The sequence below is a fragment of the Clostridium niameyense genome (genome assembly GCF_001243045.1).
GTDB classification, from domain to species: domain Bacteria; phylum Bacillota; class Clostridia; order Clostridiales; family Clostridiaceae; genus Clostridium_F; species Clostridium_F niameyense.
The window spans coordinates 1,650,239-1,664,190 of the sequence record NZ_LN849007.1 but is presented as its reverse complement, the minus strand read 5'-3'; the positions used below and the strand labels follow the sequence as shown (position 1 = coordinate 1,664,190).

Genomic DNA, 13,952 nt, shown 5'->3' with positions numbered 1-13,952 from the left:
AACAATTATATGAAATCCAGAATGAAGTAATAAAAAATCGTCTTTTAAGATTTAAAAGACGATTTTTTTATTTACATAGCTCTTCCAGGCAAAATAGCATCTAATATTCCTATAACAATAGAAGCTAAAATTGCTCCTATTAAGGAAACTTTCATAGTAGGAACTATAAACTGTGTTAAATAGAGTATTATAGCAGAAATTACAAAACCCTTAAAGCCTTTTCCAAAAGGTGAAGCATCGACTTTTATAATTGATTCTACTAAATAATCTATAACGGTTATAACTATAGCAGCTAATATAAATGCCCAAAATCCTGAAATACTAAATCCAGGAGTTAAAAATGAGGTTATTCCTAATATAATAGCCACTAGAATAAGCCTTAATAGATAATTTACTATGGTAGATCCAGTTTTATTATCTTCTTTCATTATATTGAACCTCCTTTAAATAAGCTTAATTTTCAATATATTTTAGTTTTCCCAAAAGTAATAAAAGTATTATTAAATTAAATAAAAAATATAATATGATTTAATTGAAAATTATAGAAAAAAATACCATGCAAATCATTGAATAAATAATTTAAATTACTTATAATAATAATATAATTAAATAAAAAATTGTATAATATACAAAATTATACAATTAATAAAATTTATTTTTCAAAACATATTATATAAAACTATGAGGTGTGTATTAAGTATGAAAATTATAGTTTTTATTTTAGGGTTAATTATGGGAAGCTTTTTAAATGTGTGTATTTATAGAATACCTAAAGGAGAATCTATAGTGTACCCTCCATCTCATTGTGGAAGTTGTAATAATTTAATAAAACCTTATGATCTGATTCCAGTAATAAGTTATATTTTTTTACAAGGAAAATGTAGATATTGTCAAAGTAAAATATCTATTAAGTATCCAATTATAGAGATAAGTACCGGTTTATTATTTTTAGTAATTTATAATTTTTATGGAGTTAGTTTTTATTTTGTTAAAAATATAACATTAATTTGTTTTATTTTATCTATAGCAATAATTGATTTAGATACCACAAATGTTTATTCTAAAACCACAATACCTTTTGCTGTTTTAGCCATAATTTTTATACTTATAGAAAAATTTTACTTAAAACATAATATAAGTATATATATATATGGAGCTTTATTATCTTTAATTGTTATGGGCAGCATAATTTTTATTACAAATTCTATGGGAACTGGAGATTTAGATATTTGTTTAATAGTAGGATTGTTTTTAGGGGTAAAGCTTACAGCTATAACTTTAATGCTTTCTTTTATTTTCGGTGGAGTTATGGGGATAATTTTAATTTTGCTTAAAAAAAAGGATAAAAAAGATTATATGCCTTTTGTACCATACATTGCTATGGCCTCTATATTTTCTATATTTTTTGGAGAAAAAATATTTTTATGGTATATAACATTATTCTAATTATTAAAAGGATGTATTTTTATGGATTTAAAAAAGAAAAAGTTAGGAGATATATTAGTTGAAGCTAATAAGATAACAAAGGAACAATTAAAGTCAGCTTTGAATAAACAAAAAAGTAAGGGTAAAAAATTAGGTGAGATATTAATAGATGAAAAAATAATAACAGAAGAGAATATAATGGAGGCTATAAGTCAACAACTGGGAATTAAAAAAGTTGATATAAATATGATAAATATTAATAAAGAAGCAATAAAAGTTATACCAGAGAAATTAGCATTAAAACACTTATTAGTTCCTATAGGGTTTAAAGACAATAAGATACAAGTGGCTATGTGGGATCCTTTAAATATATTTGCTATAGATGATGTAAAGATCGTTTCAGGTTATGATGTAGAGCCTTTTGTTGCTACCAGACAAGAAATAAAAAGAGCTATTGAAAGGTATTATATAGATCAATATGTTCAAGAAGTAGCACAAGAGTTAAGGAGAGAAAATAAAAAAGATATTAAAGAAAAGGAAATAGAAAATATAGAATTTGATGATATAAAAAATGCTCCTGTAGTAAAAATATTAGATTCCCTCATTCAAAATGCAATACAATCTAGAGCTAGTGATATACACATAGAACCTTTTGACGAATTAGTTAAAATAAGATACAGAATAGATGGTGAATTGCAACAGATATCTACTATTTCAAAGGATAGTTTAGTACCCTTGGTTACAAGAATAAAAATACTTGCCAATTTAGATATTGCAGAAAAGAGAATTCCACAAGATGGAAGAATTTTAAAGAAAATTAATAAAAAAGAAATAGATCTTAGGGTATCCACTCTTCCTACAGTTTTCGGAGAAAAAGTAGTTATAAGAATATTAAATAGGGAAAATTATTTAATTGGAAAAGATAAATTAAATATGGAGAAAGAGGATATTGAAAAAATAGAAAAAATAATAAAAAGTCCTCATGGAATAATTTTAGTTACAGGACCTACAGGAAGTGGAAAATCTACTACCTTATATACTCTATTAAATGATTTAAATGATAGCAAAAATAATATAGTTACCATAGAAGATCCAGTAGAATATGTTTTACAAGGAGTAAATCAAGTTAATGTTAATACAAAAGCGGGATTGACCTTTGCAAATGGTCTTCGTTCAATATTAAGACAAGATCCAGATATTATAATGATAGGTGAAATAAGAGATAGAGAAACTGCAGAAATTGCCATAAGGGCAGCTATTACAGGGCATTTAGTTCTAAGTACTATTCATACCAATGATTCAGCATCTTCAATAATAAGGCTTAAAGATATGGGAGTAATGCCTTATTTAATATCTACCTCATTATCTGGGGTAATATCTCAAAGACTTGTAAGAAAAATATGTCCTTATTGTATAGAATCTCATGAAGCTAATGAGCAGGAGAAGGATATATTGGATATAAATAAAAATAAAAAATTGATGCTATACAAAGGACAGGGTTGTGGATATTGTAAGAATACAGGTTATATAGGTAGAACAGGAGTTTTTGAAATAATGGAAATAGGAAGGGAACATGTAGAGATGATTATGCAAAACAAAAGTAGTGATGATTTACAAGAGTTGTCTATAAAAAACGGCATGAAAACCATAAAAATGTCTTGTAGGGAATTGGTATTAAAAGGACAAACTACTCTAGAAGAATTTTTAAAAATAGCTTATCTTAGAGATTTTTAAAAAATAGATGACTAAAGTTAAAAGAGGTGAGCTTTTAAATGGCCAATTTTAAGTATAAAATAATGAACAAAAATGGAGAGAGGTTAGAGGGGATATATAAGGCTAAGGATAAAGATGAAGTATTAAGCATGATAAAAAGCAATAATTACTATCCCCTTAGGGTGCAGCCGCTATCAAAAGAAAAAAATTTAAAAATTAAATGGATGACGAAAGTAAAAATTAAAGATATAGCAATATTTTGTAGGCAATTTTATACTATGATAAATGCAGGTTCTAACATTACTAACTCTTTGAATGTATTAGGGGAACAACTTACAAATAAAAGGTTAAAGGGAAGTATGTTTTCTATAGAGGAAAACATAAGAAAAGGATTAAATCTATCTGAGGCTATGAGAAAAGAAGAAGAAGTTTTTCCAGATTTACTTATAAGTATGGTACAGGCAGGGGAAGTTAGTGGAAACTTAGAGGTGGTAATGAGAAGAATGGCAGAGCATTATGAAAAGGAAAATAAAATAAACAATAAAGTAAAAGCTGCTATGGTTTATCCTATAATGTTAGCAATTTTATCTTTAGGTTTGATTACCTTAATATTAACTTTTGTAATGCCTATATTTATAGGAATGTTTGATGATAATAATGTGGAACTTCCTATAGCTACTAAGATTATGATGAGTATTAGTAATATTTTAAAAACTAAGTGGTATATAGTACTGTCAATTATACTTTTAATAGTGTTTTTACTGAAATATTATTTTAAAACTAAAAGAGGAGAAATCATTTTAAATAGAATAAAATTAAATTTCCCTATATTAAAAAAAATAAATGAAAAAATAATAGTTTCTAGATTTACGAGAACACTATCTACAGTTTTAGCTAGCGGAATAACTTTAGTAGAAGGCTTAGAGGTAGTATCAAAAATTATAGGAAATAAAATTATAGAAAATAAGATTATACAAGTAAAAGAGGAAGTTGTTAAAGGAGCTGGATTAGCACAACCATTATATAAGACAGGCTACTTCCCACCTATGTTAAGTTCTATGGTAAAAATAGGTGAGGAATCTGGCTCATTAGATTATATCCTAAATAAGACAGCGGATTTTTATGATGATGAATTAGAAGCTTATATACAACAATTCACCTCTATGTTAGAGCCTATAATGATATTAATTATGGGTGTAATCATAGGTTTTATGATTATAGCGATAGTACTACCGGTATTTGATATTTATAATCATATACAATAAAAATAAGGAGGATTTTTTATGTTTAGAAGAAATTTATTAAAAAATATTAAAAATAAAAAAGGTTTTACCCTAATAGAACTTATAGTAGTTATAGCTATAATAGCAATTATTGCAGCCTTTGCAATACCTAATTTTATAAAGGTAAGAAATAATGCCAACATTGATTCAGATATTAATTTAGGTAGAAATATAGCTCATGCTACAGAAATATTAATAACAGAAGGAACTATAGAAAAGGACTCGACAGGCTCAAAATATGGCAAGGATGGAAAGCTTGAACTTACAAATACTACCAATACAGGAGATGCTAAGAAAATAGAAGAGTATTTAAAAGAAGGTACTTTAAAATTAAAAACTAAAGGAGCATCCTTCCCGTTAACAATAACAATTAATGAAGCTGGAAAGGTAACTAAAATAGAGGAAAAAAATAATTCTAAGAATGTATTATATGGTACTAATAGTAAACCAACAGGTATATATGTTAAGTAAATAATTAATTTATAAAGTTGCTAAAGTGTAAGACTAAATAGTTTTACACTTTAAAACTATTTTATATTAATTTTTAAAGGAGGTAGTTTCCTTGTTTTTAAAAAAATTTCTCTCTTTGGATTTAGGAAATAACAACACTAAAATAGTATCAGGAAAGATAAAGAAAAATAAAATATATATAAATAATTTAGCAGTAATAGAAAATAGTAAAGATTTAATTAGTGATGGAAAAATAAATAGTTATGAGAGTCTTTTTCAACTATTAGATGAAAGCCTGGGTATGTATGACTTTAAGGAAATAGAAGCTATTATAACTAGTAATAGTACTTTAATAATTAATAGAGAAATTATAGTACCTAAGGCTGAGGGGAAAGAATTAGAATCTATAATTCAGTTTGAAATACAACAATATTTGCCTATAAATATGGAAGAGTATATACTCCAGCATAAAATTATTGAAAATATTAAAGAAGAAAATATAGAAAAGCTAAGAATTTTTGTGGTGGTATATCCTAAAATTTTAATAGAGGATTATGTAAAGTTGTTAGATTCTTTAGATTTAGAGCCTAAAGCTTTAGACATAAATCCTAATTCAATAAATAAGTTGTTTAAAGATGACATAAAAATAAATGAAGAAGATTATAAGAAAGACAATACTATTGGCATTATAGATATGGGATCAGAGCAGCTAACTATTAGTATATTTTCTAAAGGTCAGTTAGAATTTAGTAGAATTATTGATAGGGGTGGAAAGAACATTGATAAGGCAATATCAACTAATTTCCATATAAAATTAAAGGATGCAGAAAAGAGAAAAAAGAATCATTGTGATTTAATGATAGAAAATAAGGTGGAATATATGGAAGAGTTAAACTATATTATAAAAAAAGAGATAACTATATGGATTGAAGAAATACTTAGAATAATTAATTATTATAAAAGTAAAAAAACTGGCAATGTTTTAGACAAACTATATTTATATGGGGGAAGTTCTAGACTAAAAGGAATAGATAAGTATATATCAAAAGATTTAAATATAGCTGTAGAAAAAATAAATTCTATGAGTAATATAGTTTTTTCAAAGGATGTGTATGACAATGACATAGATTATTGTTTAAATGCTATAGGAGCTTTAATAAGATTATAGGTAGGTGCATATATGAGTGATTTAAAATTTATTTTAAATAAAAATAATAGATCTCAAGACTTTAACTTTTTTAAAAATTATATAGGAAAAGAAAAGCAGGAAAAGAGAAATACTAATGTTATTATATCCAGTATATCTATTTTAATTTTAATTTTTATAGGGAGTTATTTTTTGAATTTTATCCATATAAAGAACTTAGAAAATGAAATAGGGAATTTAGAAAAATTCGTTAATTCACCAGCATCAAAGCTTAAAATTAGTACAATGGAGACTTTAGAAAAAAAAGAGAAAATCTTAGACGAATATTATGCTTCAGTTAAAAAAATAAATACTAATGTGGAAAAAAGGGACATAGTAAATTCTAAATTATTAGAACAAATTTCTAAGGTTGTACCAGGAAATGTATCTTTTAAATTAACATCTATATCATCTGATGGTATACAAATTCAAGGAGTTTCAGAAAATAGACAAAGTATAGCAGAAATTCAACATAATTTAAAGGCTTTAAATTTTATAGAAGATGTACAAGTATCCAACATAAATGAAAACTTAGATGAGAATACTTCTAAAAATTATTCTTTTTCTTTAAAATGCATGTTAAAGGATGTTGATGATGATGAAGGTAACTAAAAGAGAAAAATATTTGCTTATAATATTAGCTATATTATCTACTATAGTTGTTTACTATAATTTTATATACATACCTCAAAGGCAAAAGATTAATACTCTAAAAGCTATAAAGAAAGAGTATGAAGATAAAAAATATAAAATAGTTGGTATGGATAAAATTATAAAAAAAACCCAAAGAAATTTAAAAATACTAAATTATAAAATACAAGATAATACTACTTTATTTTTCCCAAGTATAGAACAAGAAAAAATAATAGTAGAATTAGATGAGTTGATTAAAAAGTCTGAATTAACAGCTTTTTCTATAAAATTTTCTGAAAGGGAATTTAATGAGGTAAAAGCTTTTCAATTTGAGAAAAAAAAAGAAAACAAAAATCATCTGGAGGATTTAGCGAGAGAATATAAGGGAACAGAAAAAAATAATAAAAAGAACAAAAATAATAAGAATTTAAATAATCCTAAGAATGATAGTAATGAGAAATATAAAAATCCAGTAGAATCTATAACTGCTACTATAAATTTCAAAGGAAATTATTTGGATGTAGTAGAGTTTATAAGTAAAGTAGAGGAATTTGAAAAAAGAATAGTTATGTCTAATATAAAAATAAATAAAGGTTCTGATAGTTTGGTTACTGGAGTAGCTACTTTAGAATTTTATGCTGTACCTAAAATAAATGAAGATGATAAGGAATTTTTAAAATGGAAAATTGAAGGGGAATATGGAAAGCAAAATCCTTTTGATGGATTAATAGGAATTTCCAATGAAGTTGGAACCACTATTGAGGATATTCATAAATTAAATAAAGAGGACACTCTTGATTTTGTTATGGCAATGAGGAGTGAACAATCTGATTTACCTACAGTTATGCTTGGGAAAGCTAATGACAAGGTGAAATCTAGTTATGTATATGCAGATAATCCAGTAAAAGAAAATGTAGAAATTTACTTTTTAAAGGAGAAAGATAAATACTATTTTAAATATAAAACTGAAAACGATGCTTATCCCACGGATTTTAATGGAAAAGGGGAAGAATTCATACCTAAGTCATCTAATATAAACTTAAAGATTTATTCTAATAAAAGAATAGATAAAAATGATTTGTCTAGGGCAGACATTAATATATATAACAAAACGGATAAACAAGTAAATGTAAATATACAAGATGATGATATTACAAAGCCTAGAGTAAATATATCTTCTGAAGGGACTAGTGTAAATGTTAAAAGAAATTAATAAAATACACAAGAATTTGAAATATGAAAAAAAGAAGGCACTTACATTGTTAGAAGTGGTCATAAGTATTTCTATAATATCATTACTTATAGTGCCTGTACTTACTATGTTTTTTCAAAGTAGTAAAGCTAACAAAAATTCAGAAGATAAACAAAAAGCTATTTATGTAGCACAAAAGTATACAGAAAAAGCTAAGATGGATAGAGAAATATTTATAGATAATAAAACGGGAATGTATAAAACGGAATTTACAAATAAACAAGACAAAGAGATACCTAAAAATTTTAAGGTGGAGAAAACTATAAAAGAGGAAGAAGAATATAAATTCAAAAGTAGTAATAATAAAAAGAAAATTAAAGATATAATGTATGATGGAAAGTTAAAAATAAAAAGAGTACAAAATGAAAATAAAATGGAATTTTATAATTCTTATTCTACTGTAAGTTTAGATAGTGTAAATATTAAAAACAACAATATTGTAGAAATAGTAAATGAAAAGCATAAAATTAAAGTTAATTTAACGGATAATAAATTCAAGTCTTTAAAAACACCTATTATTATAGAAAAAAACTCAGATAATTCTAAGGAAAAAGCTTCAAATCTAATTATATATTTTGAAAATGATACAAAATGTAATTTAAAGGTAAAAGCTGAAAATAAAGAAGAAGAAGAATTAAGATTATATTTTCTTCAAAAACCTGATTTTTCATCTAATTATACTGTAGAAAATAAATTAGGAAAGATAAAAACTTATAATAATATAATGGTAAATAATAAGAAATACAAAAATAATACTAGATTATATAAGGTACGGGTTAAGGTTTTTGATATAGACCAAAATAAAGTTTTGGAAGATATTATATCTTATATAAATGTAGAGGAATAGGAGGGAACAAAATGAAAAGTACAGTGAAAAAAGGGTACTCTTTAATGATAGTCTTAGTTTCTATAAGTATATTAATTATTTTAGGAGTATCATTACTTTCTTTAACTGTTTCTTCCTATAATAAAAGATTTAGTGAAAGTTTAGAAAAAAGAAATCAATATTTTTCAGAGGCAGGGTTGGATATAGCTTATGGCATAATAGGTAAAACTATAGAAAATGCTATAGAGCATGGAAATAAAAGTGCATTAAGTTACATGGAGAAATTAGATGATGAAAAATATCCTAAAAAAGAAGATGGTACGGTAGATGAAGTAAAATTAAAATCTATGCAGAATAATATTTTTAAAAGAGAATATAAAGGATATATAAAAAATAATATAAAAGATAATATTGAATTAGGAATAAAGATAGATGGTATTAGAAAAAATCCTTATATAAAAAATAAACATGGAAATACTCCTAAAGTAAAGTTGGAAAATGAAAAACAGTGTAAGCATGAGGGGTTTCAAAAAATTAAAGTAAAGAATAAAGAAAGGGAAGCTCTTTCATTAAATTTAAAGTCAACTTATAAGGACAAGTCTGAAAAAATATTAAAGGTTACCTATAATGTTTTAGTGCCTAATTATGGAGAAATTTATAGTGTAGAAAGTAAGAAGGTGGAGGTACCTATAAAGCCTGTTTGGACTAAAGCGATTTGTGCAGATGGAAATTTAAAAGCCAAGGGTAAATTAAATATAGATGGAGATATTTATATAAAAGGTAGGGATAAAGATGGAGGTATAAATATAGAAGGGGCTAACTGTAATTTTAAAGGTGATATAGTAACCCCAGGAGTTTTCAAATTTAAAAGTCCTAATAATATTGTAAATGTAAATGAAGATAAGAATAATGGTGGAAATATATATGCAGCTAATGTTCTTTTAGATAAGGAGGCTTCAAACTCAAAACTACAAGTAAAAAAAGCTGTATATACTAATAATGATTTAGTTTTTAATGCCTTAAAGTCTCATGTTAATATAGAAAATGGATTTTATGGGTTAAATGATATAAATAAAAGTAGTGATATTAAAGAAGAAGAAAAATCTAAAGTTTCTAGTTCTATTTTAGTTAATACAGAAGATTTAGGAGAAAAAAATGGATCTGAAATAAATATAGGCAATGAACTTTTATTGATGGGGACAGCTTATATAAAAACTAAACCAGCTTATCAAACAGGAGAATCTGTAGCTGTAAAAGGAAATTATAAAGTTTATTGTTATCCAGTACAACAGGGGAAATATGAGTTAGATGAAGAAGGAAATATAAGAAGAGATAATAATGGAGAGCCTATTTTAAGAAAAAGACCTTTAAATGAAGATAATGTAATATTTGAATATAGAGATCCATTAATATTAGTTACAAAATTTAAAAATGGAGAAGAATTAACATGGCAAGATAAAAGTGACTATTTCGCATTAAGTGCTACAAAAAGCTCAGAGAAATTAAAGAAAAATGGTATAAGTTTACCTAAAAATAAAACTACTATAGGATCGGGAGTATCTGATGGAAAGTTTTATACTGGAAATTATAGCGTAGATTTAGAAGAAGATATTAGAAAAAGGGCAGGTAATTATGCAATTATGGCCTATGCTATGGGGGATGCTACGGGTTTATCTATAAGAAGTAGTACTATAGATAAAGAAAACTTTCAAAATTCTAGCTGGCATATATATGAAAATGGAAAACTATTGAGAACAGTTTCTACAGAGGTAGACTTTAGCAAAATTAAATACAAAAATGTTAATAAAAATTCTGTAATTTATTTGAATGGAGATGAGAGCAAACAACTTACGTTAATAGGAGAAGGCGGAGATAGACAAGGGAATTCAGATTTTATAGATGTAAGTAATAAAGAGAATAAAGGTATTATAGTAACTAAAGGAAATGTATATTTATCGGGGAAAATAAATTTTAGGGGTACTGTAATTTCTCTTGGAGATATAATCATATTAGATGATGGAGAAAAAAATATAATATATGATAAGGATTATATTAAAAAAATTGTAGCTAAAAATTATGATTGTTTTAAAAATGTATTTATAGGACCACAGACTAATAAAGAAAATGTTCTAACCTATGTAAAAGCTTCACCAGAAAATGATTTAGGTACAGATGATATAAGACAAAAATTGATTACAGTAGAAAAATGGAAAATACTTAAATAAGAGGTGAATATATTGAAAAAAATAACTTCTACTAAAAGGGCTTTTACTATAATAGAAGTTGTGGTAACTATAGGAATATTATTTTTAGTGCTTTCTATGATTTTTCCTATGTTTAAGTATAACGTAGGTAATTTAAATAAAATAGAATCAAAAGATGCTTTGCAAAATGATGCCCAGTTTGGAGCTAAATTTTTAAGTGATAAAGCTATGGAAGCTAAGGGTATATTGGAAATATATAACGAAAAATATTCACATATAGAAGAATCTAATGGAAAACAAAAGATAAAAAAGGTAGTATTTATTACAGATGAAAAGTTAAAGTATATATTTAGTATAGAAAATAATAAGTTGCTATTTAGTGATAATAAATATAATAGGTTTTTGGTAGCAAGTAATATTAATAGTCTAGAATTTGAACCTTTAGATAATAAAAATTTTAAAGATTCTAGGGGAGTAAAAATAAAATTTAATATGAAAGAGTCAGAAACAAATTATGTCATAGATACAGATGTATTTTTTAGAAATAGTAGATAAGTAGCGAGAAATAGGGGGAGTATTGATGAAAAAAAGTATATTATTTATAACAATACTTACCGTTGTTATATTTTTTATTAGTATTACTAAAATAAAAGCTAACAATATGAATGAAAAATTATTAGATAAAGTTTGTGTAGATAAAACTATTAGTAAAAGTGATTATAAAATAGGAGAGGATATAAAAATAAAGTATAAAATAACTCTTAAGGATATAGATTATAATGATATTACTAAAGATTTAAGTAATAAAAAAGGGTGTTATAAAGAGACCTGGGGTAAGAAAAAAATAAAAAGTGATTTAATAGTATCTAATATTATTTTTCAAGAAACTTTTCCCAAAGGTTTAAATGTAGAGTTAGTACCAAAGGAAATGAATATTAATAATAATAAAGTTAAAGGAAATTTATCCAATATAACCTATCATTACGATAAAAAAGAAAAAAAATATAAAGCTAATGCTGTAGAGTTTTATATTACGCTAAAAGGCAATAAAAAAGGGAATTATATTTTAGGAGAAAAAGAGGATTCTTTTGTAAATTATAATATGCTTTTTAATAATTTATATATGAATTCTCAAAAAAAAGTATTTAAAGCTATTAAATTAAGTATACAAGATAAAGCTATGACAACTATGAGTATAAAAAAGTCATTAGATAAGGAAAAAATAAAAGTAAAAAAAGATGAATTTACTATGACTTATACTATTAATCCTGAAGTTATAAAAGCAACCCCCCAAAAGAAGGATTTAGATATAGTTTTAGTAATTGATAAATCAGAGAGTATGAAAATGTCTTTAAATAAAAAAGATGAGGATAATAATTACAAAGAAGATTCTAATGGAAGATATCGTATGATATATAGAGGTCAAGAGATGTACTATGGGATATTAAATTATCATAAAGGTGAAACTGAGCCCTATGAAATTGTAGTATATACAAATGGAAGAAGAATATACTGTCCTTTGGAAAAATACGGTGACACATATAAAATACTAGGTGACTTTAATGGATTTTTTATGGATTCTACTAGAAAATTTTCTAGTAATACTAGATTGGAAGCGGTACAAGATGCTGCAAATAGATTTATAGATAGTTTTAAAAACTATGATGGGAACGTAAGTATAGGAGCAGTTAGTTATGAAGCTTTTGCTAATATGGAAATTCCATTGAAGGATAAAAAAGATTTTGAAAATTTAAAAACAGATATAAATCATATAATACCTGAGGGAGGAACTAATATAGGTGATGGGTTAAGAAATGCCTATTGGATGCTTAAAGACTCTCCAAATAAGAACAGAGAAAGATATATAGTATTATTAACTGATGGAGATCCTTGTTATTATACAGGTAAAAATGGTGAGTATGTATATGATAAAGGAAAAGCTAATACAAATGATATACAAAGTGATAATTATTCTAAAAATGGTTTGGATTATGCTGAAAAGCTTTCTAAGTTAATAGCCTCAGATAAAGATTCTAATATAAAATCCTATATGATAGCTTTTACAAGTGATATACATTCAGAAAATTTAAAGGCTATAAGTGATGCAGCCAATGATGGTGAAAGATGTTTCTATAAAGAGGCTCAAACAAAAGAAAATATAGATAATGTATATAAGGAGATATCTAATTCTATAAAAAGAGATTTATATGCCAAGAATATGACTATAGAAGAAGATATACCAGAGGGGATAGAAATTACAGAGTTACCTCCAGGTTTTAAAGTGGAAAATGGAAAGCTTATAGGTAATATAGGAGATATACACTATATATTAGATGAAAAATCTGGAGAGTATAAAGCCAAGCCTTTAGAATTTAAGATTAAAGCAAAAGGAACTAAATCAGGTGAGTATATATTAGGAAAAGATAAATCATCTAAAATATCTTATAAAGATGTAACTGGGGAAAATATAGATCAATATTTTAATGAAAATAATATACAGATAGATAGTATAGATTCCTCTTTAATAGCCTATGGGGTATATACAAATAAAACTATTATAAATCCAAGTAAAGAAAAAATACAAGCAATGAAAGAACACTTAAATATAAGTGAAGATGGCAGTTTAAAAATACCTAAGGATATAAAGACAAGAGTAGGTTTTTTAATAAAAGTAAATAATAAAGATTCTAATTTTAAAATTAACTTTGACAATGATAAAGTAAAGATTCATAATTATGACCTATATGATGCAGATGGAGAAGTTAAAGATAACACACATAAAATTTACAAAATTGATAATTTATATTCAACAAATATGCCTTTTAATAAAACTGGAGTAAAGGAGGAAAAGTATTATTTTGTAATCTTTGATATGGAAGGTGAACAAGTTCTACAAGATGACTTAAAGCTTATAATTGATAATAAAGAAACTAAAATAAAAATGGAAGTTGTAGATATTCCAGATTTGTTTTAGCATTCA

12 protein-coding genes are annotated in these 13,952 nt (G+C 25.4%); 11 read left to right on the top strand and 1 reads right to left on the bottom strand.

Annotation, left to right across the window (positions count from 1 at the left end; translation table 11 throughout):
* Positions 1 to 71 precede the first annotated feature (71 nt).
* Positions 72 to 428 carry a phage holin family protein gene (locus BN1711_RS08810; protein WP_050607787.1) on the bottom strand — a complete coding sequence of 119 codons (357 nt, stop codon included), beginning with the start codon at positions 426 to 428 and terminating at the stop codon, positions 72 to 74.
* 271 nt (positions 429 to 699) lie between these two features.
* Here BN1711_RS08810 and BN1711_RS08805 point away from each other — a divergent pair, with 271 nt between their 5' ends.
* From BN1711_RS08805 to BN1711_RS08755, 11 genes are all read left to right on the top strand, one after another.
* Positions 700 to 1,446: a prepilin peptidase gene (locus tag BN1711_RS08805; protein WP_082174094.1), complete on the top strand. Its 747-nt coding sequence runs from the start codon at positions 700 to 702 to the stop codon at positions 1,444 to 1,446.
* Between the two features lie 21 nt (positions 1,447 to 1,467).
* On the top strand, positions 1,468 to 3,159 hold the full coding sequence (locus BN1711_RS08800) for a GspE/PulE family protein (RefSeq protein ID WP_050607785.1): 1,692 nt from the start codon (positions 1,468 to 1,470) through the stop codon (positions 3,157 to 3,159).
* 38 nt (positions 3,160 to 3,197) lie between these two features.
* Positions 3,198 to 4,403, top strand: a complete 1,206-nt coding sequence (locus BN1711_RS08795; protein WP_050607784.1) for a type II secretion system F family protein — start codon at positions 3,198 to 3,200, stop codon at positions 4,401 to 4,403.
* Positions 4,404 to 4,421: 18 nt separating this feature from the next.
* Positions 4,422 to 4,892 (top strand): prepilin-type N-terminal cleavage/methylation domain-containing protein, encoded by a 471-nt coding sequence (locus tag BN1711_RS12860; protein ID WP_050607783.1) that lies wholly within the window; start codon positions 4,422 to 4,424, stop codon positions 4,890 to 4,892.
* Positions 4,893 to 4,983: 91 nt separating this feature from the next.
* Positions 4,984 to 6,039, top strand: coding sequence for a pilus assembly protein PilM (pilM, locus tag BN1711_RS08785; RefSeq protein WP_050607782.1), 1,056 nt, complete (start codon positions 4,984 to 4,986; stop codon positions 6,037 to 6,039).
* A 12-nt stretch (positions 6,040 to 6,051) separates the two neighbouring features.
* Positions 6,052 to 6,669, top strand: coding sequence for a PilN domain-containing protein (locus tag BN1711_RS08780; RefSeq protein ID WP_050607781.1), 618 nt, complete (start codon positions 6,052 to 6,054; stop codon positions 6,667 to 6,669).
* A complete protein-coding gene (locus BN1711_RS08775) occupies positions 6,653 to 7,903 on the top strand; it encodes a hypothetical protein (protein ID WP_050607780.1) in 1,251 nt (416 codons plus the stop codon). Before BN1711_RS08780 ends, BN1711_RS08775 begins: the two co-directional genes overlap by 17 nt.
* On the top strand, positions 7,887 to 8,789 hold the full coding sequence (locus BN1711_RS08770; protein WP_050607779.1) for a hypothetical protein: 903 nt from the start codon (positions 7,887 to 7,889) through the stop codon (positions 8,787 to 8,789). The genes BN1711_RS08775 and BN1711_RS08770 overlap by 17 nt, the downstream gene beginning before the upstream one ends.
* Positions 8,790 to 8,800: 11 nt before the next feature.
* Positions 8,801 to 10,993: a hypothetical protein gene (locus BN1711_RS08765; protein ID WP_050607778.1), complete on the top strand. Its 2,193-nt coding sequence runs from the start codon at positions 8,801 to 8,803 to the stop codon at positions 10,991 to 10,993.
* Between the two features lie 12 nt (positions 10,994 to 11,005).
* Complete coding sequence (locus tag BN1711_RS08760) at positions 11,006 to 11,527, top strand: type II secretion system protein (RefSeq protein ID WP_050607777.1); 522 nt, start codon at positions 11,006 to 11,008, stop codon at positions 11,525 to 11,527.
* Between the two features lie 25 nt (positions 11,528 to 11,552).
* Entirely contained in the window at positions 11,553 to 13,946 is a 2,394-nt protein-coding gene (locus tag BN1711_RS08755; protein ID WP_050607776.1) for a vWA domain-containing protein, read from the top strand.
* The last annotated feature ends 6 nt before the right edge of the window (positions 13,947 to 13,952 follow it).